The organism is Streptomyces sp. NPDC033165 (assembly GCF_055577965.1).
On sequence record NZ_JBVIPK010000006.1, the window covers coordinates 375,817 to 392,213 of the forward strand.

A 16,397-nucleotide genomic window follows, 5' to 3' on the forward strand; every position below is an offset into this window, starting at 1 on the left:
CCTCGGCCACGAAGCAAGGGAGCTTTGTCCATGCCGCTGCCGACTCCACGCGTCCGCTCGGCGCCGAACCCGGTCCCGTACGCGTACGTTCGCCGGGCGCTGCTCGGCCTCCCGGTGGCGCTCGCCGCGCTGCTGTTTGCGCTCGCCGCGCCCCCGGTGGCGGCCGACGACGGCCCCGGGGCCCGGACGGGCTGGGCGGTCCGCCCCGCGGGCGGCGGGAGCGACGGCCGGGACGCCCGGCCGTACGTCTACCTGGAGGGCACCCCGGCCATGGTGCTCCAGGACCGGCTGTCGGTGACCAACTCCGCCCGCACCCCGCTGACCGTACGGCTGCGGGGCGACGGCCGGGCCGGGGCCTGGCTCCGGTTCGCCGAGGACACCGTCACCGTCCCGGCCCGGACCCGCGCCGATGTGCCGTTCGCCCTCGCGGTGCCGTCCGGCGCGGGGCCCGGTGACGCGTCCGGGGAGGCGGTGGCGGTGGCGGTCGGCGGGGGCGCGGAGAAGCGGGTTCCGGTACGGGTGCGGATCGGCGGCCCCACGCTGGCGGCGCTCACCGTGGAGGACGTCGAGGTGTCCGGCCGGACCATCCGCTACGCCCTCGTCAACCGGGGCAACGCGGTGCTGAGGCCCCGGCTGGCGGTGCGCGCCGATGGGGTGTTCGGCACGATTCTGGACCGCCCGGAACGGCCCCTGCCACTGGAGCTCGCCCCCGGCCGCCGGGTGGAGCTGACCGAACCCTGGCCGGACGCCCCCGCCCTGGACGCGGTCACCGTACGGCTGAGGGTCACCGCGGACGGCGGTGCCCGGGGCGAGGGCGAGGCTTCGGCGACGTACGTCCCGGTGCTCCCGGCCGTCGGGGCCGGGCTGTCGGCCCTCGGGCTCCTGGCGCTGCTCGGGACCGGCGCGTACCGGCGCAGGCGAACCCGCCGGGCACCACCGAGGACCACCGCAGAAGACGGGCGACAGCCCACGAGAGAAGCAGCAGAAGCGGAAGAAGCAGCAGAAACGGAAGAAGCGGAAGAAGTAGACGAAGCATCAGCGGAAGCGGAACAGCCGGCCGAGACAAGGTCCCTGGCGAAGGCGGGAGCGCAATCGTGACGCAGCAGTCCGGACCCGTAGCCCTCCGACGTACCGCACCCCCGGCTCTCCTTTCCCTCCTCCCCCTCCTCCTGGCCGCTCTTCTCTCCTTCCTGCCCCTCCTGCTCGTCCTGACGGCCGCCCCAGGCGCGCGGGCGGCCGACGGCGACCCCACCGTCAGCCTCTCCAAGAAGGAAGCGGGCAAGGGAGGCGAGATCACCGTCAAGGGCAGCGGCTGGCGCTCCGACGCGTTGCTGATGCTGCTGATCTGCGGTCAGTCCACGCCGGAGCGGGGTGTGATCGGCGGCACCAACTCCTGCGCCAACGCCGACGGACGGGCCGTCACCACCGACAAGAAGGGCGCCTTCAGTAAGAAGCTGCCGGTGGCCGAGCCGCCGAAGCCGTGCCCCTGCGTGGTGCACGTCGCCACGGTGACCGGTGAGCAGGCCCTGGTCGACGCCGTGTTCACGGTGGCAGGCCACCCGACGGAAGAGCTGCCGAGGGAGGCCGGGGACGGGAAACTCGCGGTGCTGGCCAGCACCCGGCTGGAGGGCGACAGCTCGCTGCTCACCTGGTTCGGTGCGCCGCCCGCCCGGCAGTTGGTCTTCACCGTCGGCAATCTCGGCACCGGCCCTGTGGAGGACCCCGTCTTCGAGATCGGCACCGCGCACGGCGTCTACGCCCCGCAGTGGGAGGAACGCCAGTGGCGCGGCACGGTCGCGCCCGGCGGCAAGGCGCAGATCAAGCTGCCGGTCGAGCTGTCCGCGGGCGCGCACGGCGATTACCAGGTCTCCCTGCGGTACGGGGACAAGGTGCTGGCCGAACAGCCGTGGGGGGTGGGCCGGCCCTGGGGCGTCACGCTCTTCTGGGTGCTGCTCTGCCTGGTCGTCCCGGCCGCCCTCTTCCGTATCGGCATGGCCGTCGTGGACAAGGTCCGCCCGCGCCCCGCCGGAACGGCCGCGGCACGCCACGCGCACCGTACGACGCGAACGCGAGCGCGCGGGGGAGCCACCGAACCGAAGCCACCCACGAGCACGAGCACGAGCACGAGCACGAGCACGAACTCGACCGCGAGCACGAACTCGACCGCGGCCGCGCTGCCGTGGTTCACCCCGGATTCCGCACCGTCAGAGAACCGACCCCGACCCACGACGAAGGGACAAGCGTGAGTACGCAACGGAGGATGAGCGCGGCCGGAGTCGCGCTGATGCTCGGCGGCGCGGGCATCCTGATGGCCGCGAGTCCGGCCCAGGCCGCCGAGGTCAGCTACGCGACGGAATGCATTCCGCCGCCGATCTCGGGACTGCCCGCCGTACAGGGCACCACGAAGGTGGAGCTGACCGCGCCGGCCGAGGCAGAGGTCGGCGACGAGATCGAGGTGGTCTGGAAGACGGTCGAGGCCGCGTCCAAGAACCCGGACGTACTGGACCTGAGCGCCGACACCGTCAAGCCGACCGGCACCGTCACCCTCGGCGGGGCTGCGAGCGGTGAACTGAAGCTGGAGGGCCCCCGGCAGAACCCGCCCATTCCCAAGAACAGCCCCATGGTGCTGTCCGACATGAAGGGCACGCTCAAGCTGGAGACCGCCGGGGAGATCACGCTGACCCCGGGCGCGTACAACATCAACGTGTCCAAGCCGATCTCCACGAACACCAAGTGCACCCCGAAGGAGGAGGTCCAGCCGGGCGCCACGATCAAGGTCACGGAGGGCGGCGGCTCCACCACGGGCGGCACGACCTCCGGCGGCACGGACAGCGGCGGTACGACGACCGGCGGAACCGACACCGGAGGCACGACGTCCGGTGGCACGGACTCCGGCGGCACCACGTCCGGCGGCGGTGACTCCGGTGGTACGGACGGCGGTACGGACAACGGCGGCACCGGCAGCGGCGGGAGCACGGGCGGGGGCGGCGGCGAGACCGACTTCCCCGGCAGGGAGGTGTCCGTCGCCTACGCGTGCAAGACCCCGATCGGCGACAAGGACGCCACCTCACCGGTCCGGATCAGCGCCAAGAAGAACGGCGGGGACTACGACCTCACCGTGGAGTTCAGCGAATCCGTGATGGACAGCCCGATCGACATCCCGGCCAACCAGGTCAAACCGTCGATGGACGTCGAACTCGGCGGGGCGGACTCGGGCACGGTCAAGGTCGAGGGGCCGCTGAACAAGGAGGTCATCAAGACCGGCGCCCCGATCGAGATCCCCGACCTCACCGGCACGTACAAGCCCGGCGCGAGCGGGAAGTCCACGCTCAGCCCCGGCGTCCTGACGGTGATGGCCGCCGGTACGACGACCACGTGCACCCCGCCCGAAGACGTGGCCGTCTCCCTGGAGCTGGACACCTCCGCCCAGCCGGGCGGCGCGTCCGGCGGCAGCGGGGGCGACAGCGGCGGCACTGCGGGCTCGGGCGGAGCCGCGGCGTCCGTCGGCGGCACGGACTCCGGCGGCACGGACTCCGGCGGAGGCCTGGCAGCCACCGGCGCCGAGGACGACGGTGCCCTGCGCGCGCTCGGCCTGGTCGCCGGTACGGCGATCCTGCTGGGCGGCGCGGTGTTCACGTTCACCCCGTGGCGGAGGCTGCGCGGCGCGGCCTGACGCGCAAGGGCCGCCGCACCGGGGAGTTCCGGTGCGGCGGCCCTTGCCGTACGTCCTGCAGGGCGTCCATCAGCGGACGTTGCCTGTCAGCGGAAGCCGCCTGTCAGCGGACTTGCCCATCGGTGGATGCCACCGGTCAGCGGACGTCGCCCATCAGCTGCTTGACCTTGCCGCGGTACATGAAGATCGCGATACCGGCCACGACGGCGAGCGTCGCTTCCAGGGCCACGACCCCGGTGCCGTTGAGCCCCACACCGGCCAGCGAGAGCAGGCCCGTGGTGCAGTCGCCGGCGGTGACGGCGAGGAACCAGACACCCATCATCTGGCTCGCGTACTTCGCCGGAGCCATCTTCGTCGTGACGGAGAGGCCGACCGGGGAGAGCGTCAGCTCGGCGACGGTCTGGATGAAGTAGATCGCGACCATCCACATCGCGGCGGCCTTGTGGCCGTCACCCGCGATGGTCAGCGGCATCAGGAAGACGAAGAACGAGGCGCCGATCAGGACGAGACCGGAGCTGAACTTCACGATCGTGCTCGGCTCCTTGCCGCGCCGGTTCAGGGCGAGCCAGAAGGCGGCGAAGACCGGCGCGAGCGCCATGATCAGGACGGGGTTGACCGACTGGTACCAGGAGACCGGGAAGTCCCAGCCGAAGACGCTGTTGTCCGCCGAGGACTCGGCGAAGATCGCGAGCGTCGAGCCGCCCTGGTCGTAGATCATCCAGAAGATCGCGGCGGCCACGAAGAACCAGATGTAGCCGGACATCTTCGACTGCTCGGCGGCGCTGAGCTCCTTGTCGCGCTTGATGCGCGTCAGGACCATCACCGGAATGACGAGACCCGCGACGGTGATCGGGACCAGCAGCCAGTTCAGCGTATAGACGCCGGTGACGACGGTACCGATGTAGAAGACGGCCGCGACGCCCAGCCAGATCATCGACTTGCGCAGCGTCGAGGCGCGCTCGTCCTTGGAGAGCGGCTTCGGAACGACGAGGCTGCGCTCGTTGAGGTGGCGGGTACCCATGAGGAACTGGAGCACACCCAGGCCCATGCCGAGGGCGGCGAGGGCGAAGCCGAGGTGCCAGTTGACGTTCTCGCCGACGGTACCGATCACCAGGGGAGCCGCGAAGGCGCCCATGTTGATGCCCATGTAGAAGATGGTGAAGCCACCGTCGCGGCGCGGGTCCTCCGGGCCGTCGTAGAGGTGGCCGACCATCGTCGAGATGTTGGACTTCAGCAGACCCGAGCCGATGGCCACGAGGCCGAGGCCGCCGAAGAACGTGCCCTCCCAGGGCAGGGCCAGGACGAGGTGCCCCGCCATGATGACCCCGCCGGCGACGGCGACGGTCTTGCGCGGGCCCCAGACCCGGTCGCCGAACCAGCCGCCGGGCAGGGCGAGCAGGTACACCAGCGACAGGTAGACCGAGTAGATCGCGGTCGCCGTGCCGGGGTTCATGTCGAGCCCGCCGGGCGCGATCAGGTAGAGCGGGAGCAGTGCCCTCATGCCGTAATAGCTGAAGCGCTCCCACATCTCCGTCATGAAGAGAGTGGCCAGGCCGCGGGGGTGGCCGAAGAAGGTCTTCTCGCCGGAACTGGCCGAGTCCTTCGTCAGGCTGGACGCCATGGTCGATCCTTGCTGGTCGGGACGCGTCGCCTCGTGAGCGGTACGCGCCCGGTGGGGGGCAGCCGGCACCGGTGCGGTCACCCCCATCCCCGACGCCTGAGGGGATTCGCCCCACGCGGCCGCGCTCCTGACGGGGCGGTCGGCGACGAGGCGGGGAAGAACCGCATCGGGATCCACACCCGGGGCGCGTCTTCGCGCTCCGGGCCCGGCTCACAGGTCATTCACTCAGAGCGGACCGGTGTGACCGGTCCCGCACACAAAAGAGACCCTTGGCGCTCATGGCTGCCCAAAGGTCCTTGAGTAGTGCAACAGGCGTCGGGACACCATACGACACGACACGGCAGGATATAAAAGGACTTGAGATATGGATCACAGGTCTTAGTGGAACCAGGCTCGCATATTCCAAGGTCCTTGTCCTCTTTGTGGAGCTGACCCGCAGGTGACGTCGCAGGCCTCACTCCCGACTCCCCGTCCGGACTACCATCACTCCATGACCCGTGTACTGCTCGCCGAGGACGACGCGTCCATCTCGGAGCCACTGGCCCGCGCCCTGCGTCGGGAGGGTTACGAGGTCGAGGTCCGCCAGGACGGTCCGTCCGCGCTCGACGCCGGACTCCAGGGCGGCATCGACCTGGTCGTCCTCGACCTGGGGCTGCCCGGGATGGACGGTCTCGAAGTCGCCCGCCGACTCCGTGCCGACGGGCACACCATCCCGATCCTCGTGCTGACGGCCCGCGCCGACGAGGTCGACACGGTCGTCGGCCTGGACGCCGGCGCCGACGACTACGTCACCAAGCCGTTCCGCCTCGCCGAGCTGCTCGCCCGGGTCCGCGCCCTGCTGCGCCGCGGGGCCTCCGAGCCCGTCCCGCAGCCCGCCACCCACGGCGTCAGGATCGACGTCGAGTCGCACCGGGCCTGGATGGGCGAGGAGGAGCTCCAGCTCACCGCCAAGGAGTTCGACCTGCTGCGGGTCCTGGTCCGGGACGCGGGCCGGGTCGTCACCCGCGACCAGCTCATGCGCGAGGTCTGGGACACCACCTGGTGGTCCTCCACCAAGACCCTCGACATGCACATCTCCTGGCTGCGCAAGAAGCTCGGCGACGACGCCGCCAATCCGCGCTACATCGCCACCGTCCGGGGCGTCGGCTTCCGGTTCGAGAAGAGCTGACGTACGAAGCACCCATGCACTTTGACCACGTACGGCAACGGGTCCGGCGGACATGCGCCGCCGCCTGATCAACTCCACGCTCGCCGTGGTGCTCGTCGTCATCGCCGTCTTCGGCGTATCGCTGGTGATCGTGGAGACGCGCACCATCAGCGCCAGCGCCCAGGAGAGCGTCGAGTCCGAGGCTCTGCGGCTGATGAGCGTGGTCGACAGCCGTCTGCTGGGCGATGAAGTGATCAACTCCGGAGTGCTGTCCGAGCAGATCGACCCCAGCCGGTTCGCCCTGATCGAGATCCCGGGCCGGGCCCCCATCACCGTCGGCGAGCGCCCCGACGGCAGCGTCCTGCGCGCCACCGAGACCGGTGAGCAGGGCGAGAAGGTCACCGTCGAGGAGTCCCGCTCCTCCGTCACCCGCGAGGTCGGGCGCACGCTGCTGATCATCGGCGCGGTGGCGCTGCTCGCGATCGTCTCCGCAGTGCTCCTCGCCGTACGCCAGGCCAACCGGCTCGCCTCCCCGCTCACCGACCTCGCCGAGACCGCCGAGCGCCTCGGCTCCGGCGACCCCCGCCCGCGCCACAAGCGGTACGGGGTGCCCGAGCTGGACCGGGTCGCCGACGTACTGGACGCCTCCGCCGAGCGGATCGCCCGGATGCTGACCGCCGAGCGGCGCCTCGCCGCCGACGCCTCGCACCAGCTGCGGACACCGCTGACCGCGCTCTCCATGCGGATCGAGGAGATCTCCGTCACCGACGACCCCGAGACGGTCAAGGAGGAGGCGAACATCGCCCTGACGCAGGTCGAGCGCCTCACCGACGTCGTCGAGCGGCTGCTGACCAACTCCCGCGACCCGCGGACCGGATCCGCCGTCGTCTTCGACCTGGACGAGGTCATCAAGCAGCAGATCGAGGAGTGGCGCCCCGCCTACCGCTCCACCGGCCGGGCCCTCGTCTGCTCCGGCAAGCACGGACTGCGCGCCGTCGGCACCCCGGGCGCGGTCGCCCAGGTCCTCGCGGCGCTGATCGAGAACTCCCTCATGCACGGCGGCGGCACCGTCGCCCTGCGCACCCGCGTCACCGGCAACCAGGTCGTCATCGAGGTCACCGACGAGGGCCCCGGCGTCCCCGCCGAGCTGGGGGCGCGGATCTTCGAGCGGACCATCAGCGGCCGCAACTCCACCGGCATCGGCCTCGCCGTCGCCCGCGACCTCGCGGAGGCGGACGGCGGGCGGCTCGAACTGCTCCAGCAGCACCCGGCGGTCTTCGCGCTCTTCCTCAGCCGGGTCCCGCTGGACCGCAAGGAACCCGAGCGCCCGGTGCGCTGACAACGAAGAAGGCGCCGGGCCAGTTCCGTACGGGGGCTGTACCGGGCGAGCGCGTCGCGTCAGTTCCGTACGGGGTCGGGCGCTACTCGCTCTTCCGCCGGCCGACGCTGCTCCAGAAACCGTTCCGCGTTCACCACGGTCTCCTTGGTCTCCGTGGTCTCCCTGATGTCCGTGGCGGGCAGTGTCTTGAAGACCCAGGTCCGGTAGGACCAGAAGCGGAACAGGGTGGCGATACCGATGCCGACGATCTTGAAGATATTGCTCTGGAGCGGCGTGTTCCAGCCGAAGCCGTACGTCGCCAGGTACAGCACGCCCGTCTCGATCACCGCGCCCGCCGCGCTGAACAGCAGGAACAGCGTCAGCTCACGGGTCCGGCCGGTCTTGTCGCGCTCCCGGTAGGTCCAGTAGCGGAAGCCCACGTAGTTGAAGAGGATCGCGACGAAGGTCGCCAGCACGCTCGCCCGGACCACCTGGAGGTCCGTCGTGTGCCGCAGCAGGTTGAAGACCGCGATATTGACCAGCAGGCCGAAAGCGCCGACCGCGCCGAACTTGGCGACCTCCCGGGCCAGCAGCTCAAGCCGGGTCCGCAGTGCGCCCCGTTCGCTCATGGTGATCGCTGGCCCCGTCCGTTGGAAGGCGTCTGGATGGCGTCGACGCACACACGTCAACCCAGCCATGCTAACCAGCCCTCCCGTGTGACGCCCCTGAGTCCGCGGGGCGGCGAGCAGCACAGCATCCGTACGGCCGTCCGGGGAGCACCGGCGTGGCGGATACCCTGGAGGCGTGACGTTCCCGGTAGTCGGCATGGTCGGCGGCGGTCAGCTCGCCCGTATGACCCACGAGGCGGGCATCCCCCTCGGCCTGAAATTCAAGCTCCTCAGTGACACTCCCCAGGACTCGGCCGCCCAGGTGGTGAGCGAGGTCGTCATCGGCGACTATCGCGACCTGGACACGCTGCGCGCCTTCGCGCAGGGCTGTGACGTGATCACCTTTGATCACGAGCACGTGCCGACCGAGCATCTGCGGGCCCTGGAGGCGGACGGCATCCCCGTGCGCCCCGGCCCCGACGCCCTGGTGCATGCCCAGGACAAGGGGGTGATGAGGGCCAAACTCACGGAGATCGGCGCCCCCTGCCCCCGCCACCGCATCGTGAGCGACCCGGCCGACGCCGCCGCGTTCGCCGAGGAGGTCGGGGGCTTCCCCGTCATCCTCAAGACCGTGCGCGGCGGGTACGACGGCAAGGGCGTGTGGTTCGTCCGCTCCGAGGCGGACGCGGCCGATCCGTTCCGCGCCGGGGTCCCGGTCCTCGCGGAGGAGAAGGTCGACTTCGTACGGGAGCTGGCGGCCAACATCGTCCGCTCGCCGCACGGCCAGGCCGTCGCCTACCCGGTCGTCGAGTCCCTCCAGGTCGACGGCGTCTGCGACACGGTGATCGCCCCGGCCCCGGGGCTGGACGAGCAGCTGGCGGGCGAGGCCCAGCAGCTGGCACTGCGCATCGCCGCCGAGCTGGACGTCGTCGGCCACCTGGCCGTGGAGCTGTTCGAGACCCGGGGACCCGACGGGAAGCCCGCCATCCTGGTCAACGAGCTGGCGATGCGCCCGCACAACTCGGGCCACTGGACCCAGGACGGCGCGATCACCTCCCAGTTCGCCAACCACGTACGGGCCGTCCTCGACCTGCCCCTCGGCGACCCGCGCCCGCGCGCCCCCTGGACGGTCATGTGCAACGTCCTGGGCGGCGACTACCCGGACATGTACCAGGCGTATCTGCACTGCATGGCCCGCGACCCGCAGCTCAAGATCCACATGTACGGCAAGGACGTGAAGCCCGGCCGCAAGGTCGGCCACGTCAACACCTACGGCGACGACCTGGCGGACGTGCGGGAGCGCGCCCGGCACGCGGCCGACTACCTGCGAGGAACGATCACCGAATGACTTCCCCCTCCGCACCGGCCGCACCCGTGATCGGCATCGTGATGGGCTCGGACTCCGACTGGCCCGTCATGGAGGCGGCGGCCAAGGCGCTCGACGAGTTCGAGATCCCGTACGAGGTCGACGTCGTCTCCGCCCACCGCATGCCGCGCGAGATGATCGCGTACGGAGAGCTGGCCGCGGGCCGTGGCCTGAAGGCGATCATCGCGGGCGCGGGCGGGGCCGCCCACCTGCCCGGCATGCTGGCCTCCGTCACCCCGCTGCCCGTCATCGGCGTCCCGGTGCCGCTGAAGTACCTGGACGGCATGGACAGCCTGCTCTCCATCGTCCAGATGCCCGCCGGGGTCCCCGTCGCCACCGTCTCGGTCGGCGGCGCGCGCAACGCGGGCCTGCTCGCCGCCCGCATCCTCGCCACGCAGGACCCCGCGCTCCAGGAGCGGATGGGGGAGTTCCTCCAGGAGTTGAACGACCAGGCCACGGAGAAGGGCAAGCGCCTGCGGGCCAAGGTCCAGGGCTCCGACTCCTTCGGCTTCGGAAAGTAGGGCAGGCGCATGGACTACGTGCAGCGGGCCCGCGAACTCCTCGCCGCCCACCCCGTCGTCGACGGCCACAACGACCTCCCCTGGGCCCTGCGCGAGCAGGTCGGCTACGACCTGGACGCCCGGGACATCGCCGCCGACCAGCGCGGCCTGCTCCACACCGACCTGGCCCGGCTGCGGGCGGGAGGGGTCGGCGGCCAGTTCTGGTCCGTGTACGTGCGCACCGACCTGACCGGCGACGCGGCGGTCAGCGCCACGCTGGAGCAGATCGACATCGTCGCCGAACTGATCGCCCGCTACCCCACGCACCTGCGGCGCGCGCTCACCGCCGACGACCTGGAGAAGGCCCGCGCCGAGGGCCGCATCGCCTCGCTGATGGGGGCCGAGGGCGGCCACTCCATCAACAACTCCCTGGGCACCCTGCGCGCGCTGTACGACCTGGGCGTCCGCTACATGACGCTCACCCACAACGACAACATCGACTGGGCCGACAGCGCGACGGACCTGCCGCGCCTCGGCGGTCTCTCCGCATTCGGCCACGAGGTCGTCCGCGAGATGAACCGCATCGGCATGCTGGTCGACCTCTCGCACGTCGCCGACGGCGTCATGCGCGACGCGCTCGCCACCAGCACCGCGCCGGTGATCTTCTCGCACTCCTCGGCCCGCGCGGTCTGCGACCACCCCCGAAACATCCCCGACGACGTGCTCGCGGCCCTCCCGGCCAATGGAGGCGTCGCCATGGCGACCTTCGTCCCGAAGTTCGTGCTGCCCGAGGCCGTCGCCTGGACCCTGGCCGCCGACCGCAACATGCGCGAGCACGGCCTGCACCACCTGGACACCACCCCGGTCGCGATGCGCATCCACGAGGACTTCGAGGCGGCCCACCCGCGCCCCGAGGCCACGGTGGCCACCATCGCGGACCACCTGGACCGCATGCGCGAAGTCGCGGGCATCGACCACATCGGCATCGGCGGCGACTACGACGGCACCGCGTTCACCCCGCGCGGCCTGGAGGACGTCTCCGGCTACCCGAACCTCATCGCCGAGCTGCTGCGACGCGGCTGGTCCGAGGGCGACCTCGCCAAGCTGACCTGGCAGAACGCCGTACGGGTGCTGCGCGACGCGGAAGCCGTCGCCCGCGAGGAACAGAGCGTACGCGGCCCGTCCCACGCGACGATCGCGGAGCTGGACGGCCCGCTCGGCTGACGCGGGGCCCGCTGCCTCGGCACGTACGGGGACGGCGGGGCGCCAGACCCCGCACGCGGTTTACGGGGCGGCCGGGTCCGGGACGCGGGTTACGGGGCGCCGGACCCGGCACGCGGGTTACGGGGCGGCCGGGCCCGGGACGCGGGCTACGGGGCGGCGGACCCGGCAACACGGGTCTACCGGGCGGCGGGCCTGGTACGCGGGCCCCCGAACCGGCTACGCGGCCGCGAACGGTCCCCCCGGGCCGAAGGCGAGTGCCCCGAAGCGCTCGCCCATGCGGCGGTGGGCGGCCGCGTCCGGGTGCAGCTGGTCGGGCAGCGGCAGGTCGGCGAAGTCCGCCTCGCCGTACAGCTCGCGGCCGTCCAGGTAGTACAGGTTCGGATCGTCCGCCGCCCGCTCCTCGACGATCCGGGCCAGCTCCGTGCGGATGACGTTCAGCGTCAGCTTGCCGAACGCCGCCTCCGCCGGGTCCCCCATGGCCTTGAACGCGACCTTCCCGTCGCTGAACTCCGGCGCGGCGGGCCCCGGGGTGTCCTCGTGGATGGGGCAGTACACCGGCGAGAGCACGAGCAGCGGCGCGGTCGGATGGCCTTCCCGGATCGTGTCCAGGAAACCGTGTACGGCGGGCCCGAAGACGCGCAGCCGCATCCCGTCGAGGTTCACCAGATTGATCCCGATCTTGACGCTGACCAGGTCCGCCGGGGTGTCCCGCAGAGCGCGCGCGGTGAACGGGTCGAGCAGCGCGCTGCCGCCCAGGCCGACGTTGACCAGCTCCACACCCCCCGCGGTCGCCCCCAGGGCGGGCCAGGTGGTGGCGGAGCTCTCGGCGCTGGAACCGTGGCTGATGGAGCTGCCGTGGTGCAGCCACACCCGCCGCCCGCCCGGTTCCACGGCGCTCACGGGGGCGTCGGTGCGCAGCCCGATCAGCTCGGTGGTCTCGGTGTACGGCAGCCAGATCTCGACGGTCTTCTCGCCCTCGGGCAGCCCGGCGAACCGCACCGCGCCGACCGGGCCGGGGATCGTCTCGCGGGACCCGTCGGACATGTCGACCATGACCACGTTGCCGCCGCCCGCCGTGGCCCGGCCGGCCGGCTCGCCGTCCACGTACAGGTCGTACACCCCGTCCGGGCGGGGCGGAACACCCCGGTACCCCATCTTCGTACGGAGGACGTCCAGCTCGACGGCGGTGGCCCGGGTACGGAACACCACCCGCACACCGGAGGGCTGCGCCTCGGCCTGGGCCACTTGTCCGTCACCGCCGAACTGGGCGCGGGCACGGGCGGGCAGCCGGTGGGGGAGGAGGCCGCCGCGCTCGGTGCGCTCCAGTTCGAGGGCGCCGCGCAGCAGGGAGTCGGTGAGCGGGGTGGAGATCCACTGGGCGGCGTCGGAGGCGGGAGCGGGGTCGTACGAGTCGTCCATGCTCCTACCTTGCCAACCGGATGCTTGGAACGCACACGGATTTTTGCCCGCACGGATTCCTGCCCGGACGGACGAAAGGAGCCGGACGAAGAAGAAGCCGGTGGAGACGAAGAAGAAGCCGGTGGCGACGAAGAAGGAGCCGGATAAAAGGGAAGAAGACGGGCTTCCCGGCGGGCCTGGCCAGGGAGCCTCAGGCCTTCGGCCGCCCCATCGCCCGGTAGGTCCACCCGGCCTCGCGCCAGACCGCGCTGTCCAGGGCGTTGCGCCCGTCCAGGATGATCCGGCGGGATACGGCCTCACCCAGCTGCGCCGGGTCCAGCTCGCGGAACTCGCGCCACTCCGTCAGATGCAGCACCACGTCCGCACCACGCACGGCCTCCAGCGCGGAGTCCGCGTAGCCGAGGGTCGGGAAGAGTCGCCGGGCGTTGTCCATCCCCTTCGGGTCGAAGACGGTCACCTGACCGCCCTGGAGGTGGATCTGCCCGGCGACGTTGAGGGCGGGGGAGTCGCGTACGTCGTCGGAGTCGGGCTTGAACGCGGCGCCCAGCACCGCCACCCGCTTACCGAGGAACGACTCGCCGCCCACGGCCTCCCGGGCCAGCTCGACCATGTGGCCGCGGCGGCGCATGTTGATGGAGTCGACCTCGCGGAGGAAGGTCAGGGCCTGGTCGGCGCCCAGCTCACCGGCGCGTGCCATGAAGGCGCGGATGTCCTTGGGCAGGCAGCCGCCGCCGAACCCGATCCCGGCCCGCAGGAACTTGCTCCCGATCCGCTCGTCGTGCCCGATGGCCTCCGCGAGCTTCACGACGTCGCCGTCGGCGGCCTCGCAGACCTCGGCCATGGCGTTGATGAAGGAGATCTTGGTGGCGAGGAAGGAGTTGGCGGAGGTCTTCACCAGCTCGGCGGTCGGGAAGTCGGTCACCACGAACGGCGAGCCCTCCGCGACCGGCACGGCGTACACCTCGCGCAGCAGCTTCTCGGCCCCCTCGCTCTGCACGCCGACGACGATCCGGTCGGGGTGCAGGGTGTCCTTCACGGCGAAGCCCTCGCGCAGGAACTCCGGGTTCCAGGCCAGCTCGGCGCCCTCGCCCACCGGAGCCAGCTCGGCGAGGCGGGCCGCGAGGCGGGCGGCGGAGCCGACGGGGACGGTCGACTTGCCGACGACCAGGGCGGGCCGGGTGAGCCGCGGGGCGAGCGACTCGAAGGCGCTGTCCACATAGCTCATGTCGCAGGCGTACTCGCCGTGCTTCTGCGGAGTGTTCACACAGACGAAGTGCACGTCCCCGAACTCCCCGACCTCCTCCCAGGACGTGGTGAAGCGCAGCCGCCCGGTGGAGCCCTCGATGCCCACGACGTGCTTCTGGAGCAGCTCCTCCAACCCCGGCTCGTACATCGGCACGCGCCCGGTGGAGAGCAGCTCGATCTTCTCCGGTACGACGTCGAGCCCGAGGACCTCGAAGCCCAGCTCGGCCATGGCCGCGGCATGGGTGGCGCCGAGATAGCCGGTGCCGATCACAGTGATCCTGAGGGCCATGGAGTGCTCCTGGAGGTACGGGCGAAGGTGCGGACCGAGCATAGTCGGGGCGGGGGAGGCCGGAATCCGCAGCTCCATCCGCCCGATAGGTCCCCTATGTCCCACCCCTGTCGGCAAGCTCACGTGCTGGTCACGTATGCCGTCGGGCGGTCGGCACACTAAAATTGAGTTACTTAACGGTAGTTAGCATTTGGGGAGTGAGCGTCTTGGCGGGTTCGACCGATTTCGACCTGTACCGTCCGGCCGAGGAGCACGACATGCTCCGCGAGACCATCCGTGCGCTCGCCGAGACGAAGATCGCCCCCTTCGCCGCCGCGGTCGACGAGGAGAGCCGCTTCCCGCAGGAGGCGCTGGACGCCCTGGTCGCCTCGGACCTGCACGCCGTCCACGTGCCCGAGGAGTACGGCGGCGCCGGCGCCGACGCGCTCGCCACGGTCATCGTGATCGAGGAGGTGGCCCGCGCCTGTGCCTCCTCCTCCCTGATCCCGGCCGTCAACAAGCTCGGCTCGCTCCCGGTGATCCTCTCCGGCTCCGAGGAGCTGAAGCGGAAGTACCTGGGCCCGCTCGCCAAGGGCGACGCGATGTTCTCGTACGCACTCTCCGAGCCGGACGCCGGCTCGGACGCGGCGGGCATGAAGACGAAGGCCGTGCGCGACGGCGACTTCTGGGTTCTCAACGGTGTGAAGCGCTGGATCACCAACGCGGGCGTCTCCGAGTACTACACGGTCATGGCGGTCACCGACCCGACCAAGCGCTCCAAGGGCATCTCCGCGTTCGTCGTCGAGAAGTCCGACGAGGGCGTGTCCTTCGGCGCCCCCGAGAAGAAGCTCGGCATCAAGGGCTCCCCGACCCGCGAGGTCTACCTCGACAACGTCCGCATCCCTGTCGACCGCATGATCGGCGCGGAGGGCACCGGCTTCGCCACCGCGATGAAGACCCTGGACCACACCCGCATCACCATCGCGGCCCAGGCCCTCGGCATCGCCCAGGGCGCGCTGGACTACGCCAAGGGGTACGTCCAGGAGCGCAAGCAGTTCGGCAAGCCGATCGCGGACTTCCAGGGCATCCAGTTCATGCTCGCCGACATGGCCATGAAGATCGAGGCCGCCCGCCAGCTCACCTACGCGGCCGCCGCCAAGTCCGAGCGCGGAGACGCGGACCTCACCTTCCAGGGCGCCGCCGCCAAGTGCTTCGCTTCCGACGTCGCCATGGAGGTCACCACGGACGCCGTCCAGCTCCTCGGCGGCTACGGCTACACGCGGGACTACCCGGTCGAGCGCATGATGCGCGACGCCAAGATCACCCAGATCTACGAGGGCACGAACCAGGTCCAGCGCATCGTCATGGCGCGGAACCTGCCGTAGCAGGCTTTTCGCAGGTCAGGAGCCTCCTGGAGTGGTCCTGAAGCGCTGATCGGCTTCCGATCCGTTCGGGCCCCTTCCGGGCCCTTGCTGAGCATCATGCTGGGCAAATCCTGGGCGGACACTGGACTGGGAACAGGTGCTGACCTGTATAAACGACAGGGCCCCCAGCGATGCCGGGGGCCTTTCGTGTGGGCTGGGTCAGGCGGCTTCGGCCCGCTCAGTAGGGTCGTCCGCGCCGGGGGTCAACATGGTTGCGATAGCAGCACGTCCGCGTTGCTCGGCTCCTTAGAAGACGTAGTGGTAGTGCTCGCGGAGCACGTCCGTGCTGCTGTGCCCCATCCAGTCGGCCACATCGTTCTCAGGGACGCCCGCGTAGAGCAACCGGGACCCGTGTAGTGCGGCTTGCAGTAGGTCACCCCGCCCTTCGTCAGGGCCGCCAACCAGACCCGCCGGTAGAAGTACCAGGCGTACACGTACCCGGTCCGGGTGACATTCGGGAACAGCAGCCTCTCCGGTCCCGCACACCATGGTTCTTGATGTGTCTGCGTAGCTCGAAGGCCACATTCAGAGGAAGAGGCGCGACTCGCCCCGGCTCCTCCTCGTCGCGGTCCTTGATGTGCCGC

General features: G+C 70.8%; 13 protein-coding genes. 9 read left to right on the forward strand and 4 right to left on the reverse strand.

Annotated features, from left to right (window positions below):
* Nucleotides 1-30: 30 nt before the first annotated feature.
* The 3 genes from ACZ5WC_RS17685 to ACZ5WC_RS17695 are packed head-to-tail and all read left to right on the forward strand — an operon-like array spanning nucleotide 31 to nucleotide 3,673.
* Nucleotides 31-1,098, forward strand: coding sequence for a hypothetical protein (locus tag ACZ5WC_RS17685; protein ID WP_468541632.1), 1,068 nt, complete (start codon nucleotides 31-33; stop codon nucleotides 1,096-1,098).
* Nucleotides 1,095-2,246: a hypothetical protein gene (locus ACZ5WC_RS17690; protein ID WP_468541633.1), complete on the forward strand. Its 1,152-nt coding sequence runs from the start codon at nucleotides 1,095-1,097 to the stop codon at nucleotides 2,244-2,246. Before ACZ5WC_RS17685 ends, ACZ5WC_RS17690 begins: the two co-directional genes overlap by 4 nt.
* A 14-nt stretch (nucleotides 2,247-2,260) precedes the next feature.
* Nucleotides 2,261-3,673 (forward strand): hypothetical protein, encoded by a 1,413-nt coding sequence (locus ACZ5WC_RS17695; protein ID WP_468541634.1) that lies wholly within the window; start codon nucleotides 2,261-2,263, stop codon nucleotides 3,671-3,673.
* A gap of 136 nt (nucleotides 3,674-3,809) precedes the next feature.
* Here ACZ5WC_RS17695 and ACZ5WC_RS17700 read toward each other — a convergent pair whose 3' ends face one another.
* Nucleotides 3,810-5,294 carry an oligopeptide:H+ symporter gene (locus tag ACZ5WC_RS17700; RefSeq protein ID WP_468541635.1) on the reverse strand — a complete coding sequence of 495 codons (1,485 nt, stop codon included), beginning with the start codon at nucleotides 5,292-5,294 and terminating at the stop codon, nucleotides 3,810-3,812.
* Nucleotides 5,295-5,784: 490 nt separating this feature from the next.
* Between ACZ5WC_RS17700 and ACZ5WC_RS17705 the strand changes: the two genes are divergently transcribed.
* Both ACZ5WC_RS17705 and ACZ5WC_RS17710 read left to right on the forward strand, forming a co-directional pair.
* Nucleotides 5,785-6,462, forward strand: a complete 678-nt coding sequence (locus ACZ5WC_RS17705; protein ID WP_096627080.1) for a response regulator transcription factor — start codon at nucleotides 5,785-5,787, stop codon at nucleotides 6,460-6,462.
* 52 nt (nucleotides 6,463-6,514) lie between these two features.
* Nucleotides 6,515-7,780 (forward strand): ATP-binding protein, encoded by a 1,266-nt coding sequence (locus ACZ5WC_RS17710; protein WP_096627034.1) that lies wholly within the window; start codon nucleotides 6,515-6,517, stop codon nucleotides 7,778-7,780.
* 59 nt (nucleotides 7,781-7,839) lie between these two features.
* On the opposite strand, the gene ACZ5WC_RS17715 is transcribed toward ACZ5WC_RS17710, so the two are convergent.
* On the reverse strand, nucleotides 7,840-8,388 hold the full coding sequence (locus ACZ5WC_RS17715) for a GtrA family protein (protein ID WP_468541636.1): 549 nt from the start codon (nucleotides 8,386-8,388) through the stop codon (nucleotides 7,840-7,842).
* A 175-nt stretch (nucleotides 8,389-8,563) separates the two neighbouring features.
* Here ACZ5WC_RS17715 and ACZ5WC_RS17720 point away from each other — a divergent pair, with 175 nt between their 5' ends.
* The 3 genes from ACZ5WC_RS17720 to ACZ5WC_RS17730 are packed head-to-tail and all read left to right on the forward strand — an operon-like array spanning nucleotide 8,564 to nucleotide 11,457.
* Complete coding sequence (locus tag ACZ5WC_RS17720) at nucleotides 8,564-9,715, forward strand: 5-(carboxyamino)imidazole ribonucleotide synthase (RefSeq protein WP_468541637.1); 1,152 nt, start codon at nucleotides 8,564-8,566, stop codon at nucleotides 9,713-9,715.
* On the forward strand, nucleotides 9,712-10,254 hold the full coding sequence (gene purE, locus ACZ5WC_RS17725; RefSeq protein WP_311119852.1) for a 5-(carboxyamino)imidazole ribonucleotide mutase: 543 nt from the start codon (nucleotides 9,712-9,714) through the stop codon (nucleotides 10,252-10,254). Before ACZ5WC_RS17720 ends, purE begins: the two co-directional genes overlap by 4 nt.
* A 9-nt stretch (nucleotides 10,255-10,263) precedes the next feature.
* Nucleotides 10,264-11,457 (forward strand): dipeptidase, encoded by a 1,194-nt coding sequence (locus ACZ5WC_RS17730; RefSeq protein ID WP_468541638.1) that lies wholly within the window; start codon nucleotides 10,264-10,266, stop codon nucleotides 11,455-11,457.
* A 216-nt stretch (nucleotides 11,458-11,673) separates the two neighbouring features.
* On the opposite strand, the gene ACZ5WC_RS17735 is transcribed toward ACZ5WC_RS17730, so the two are convergent.
* Both ACZ5WC_RS17735 and ACZ5WC_RS17740 read right to left on the reverse strand, forming a co-directional pair.
* Nucleotides 11,674-12,876, reverse strand: coding sequence for a GDSL-type esterase/lipase family protein (locus ACZ5WC_RS17735; protein WP_468541639.1), 1,203 nt, complete (start codon nucleotides 12,874-12,876; stop codon nucleotides 11,674-11,676).
* 190 nt (nucleotides 12,877-13,066) lie between these two features.
* The gene (locus ACZ5WC_RS17740; RefSeq protein WP_468541640.1) at nucleotides 13,067-14,410 is read right to left on the reverse strand and encodes a UDP-glucose dehydrogenase family protein; all 1,344 of its coding nucleotides are present in this window, start codon (nucleotides 14,408-14,410) and stop codon (nucleotides 13,067-13,069) included.
* A 206-nt stretch (nucleotides 14,411-14,616) separates the two neighbouring features.
* On the opposite strand from ACZ5WC_RS17740, the gene ACZ5WC_RS17745 reads away from it, so the two are divergent.
* Entirely contained in the window at nucleotides 14,617-15,774 is a 1,158-nt protein-coding gene (locus ACZ5WC_RS17745) for an acyl-CoA dehydrogenase (protein WP_468541698.1), read from the forward strand.
* Nucleotides 15,775-16,397 lie beyond the last annotated feature (623 nt).

Bases quoted from the DNA above. Each gene is read 5' to 3' on its own strand.
- ACZ5WC_RS17735 (WP_468541639.1), bottom strand. From the start codon at position 12,876: ATGGACGACTCGTACGACCCCGCTCCCGCCTCCGACGCCGCCCAGTGG.
- ACZ5WC_RS17695 (WP_468541634.1), top strand. From the start codon at position 2,261: ATGAGCGCGGCCGGAGTCGCGCTGATGCTCGGCGGCGCGGGCATCCTG.
- ACZ5WC_RS17710 (WP_096627034.1), top strand. From the start codon at position 6,515: ATGCGCCGCCGCCTGATCAACTCCACGCTCGCCGTGGTGCTCGTCGTC.
- ACZ5WC_RS17705 (WP_096627080.1), top strand. From the start codon at position 5,785: ATGACCCGTGTACTGCTCGCCGAGGACGACGCGTCCATCTCGGAGCCA.
- purE (WP_311119852.1), top strand. From the start codon at position 9,712: ATGACTTCCCCCTCCGCACCGGCCGCACCCGTGATCGGCATCGTGATG.
- ACZ5WC_RS17700 (WP_468541635.1), bottom strand. From the start codon at position 5,294: ATGGCGTCCAGCCTGACGAAGGACTCGGCCAGTTCCGGCGAGAAGACC.
- ACZ5WC_RS17740 (WP_468541640.1), bottom strand. From the start codon at position 14,410: ATGGCCCTCAGGATCACTGTGATCGGCACCGGCTATCTCGGCGCCACC.
- ACZ5WC_RS17715 (WP_468541636.1), bottom strand. From the start codon at position 8,388: ATGAGCGAACGGGGCGCACTGCGGACCCGGCTTGAGCTGCTGGCCCGG.
- ACZ5WC_RS17685 (WP_468541632.1), top strand. From the start codon at position 31: ATGCCGCTGCCGACTCCACGCGTCCGCTCGGCGCCGAACCCGGTCCCG.
- ACZ5WC_RS17730 (WP_468541638.1), top strand. From the start codon at position 10,264: ATGGACTACGTGCAGCGGGCCCGCGAACTCCTCGCCGCCCACCCCGTC.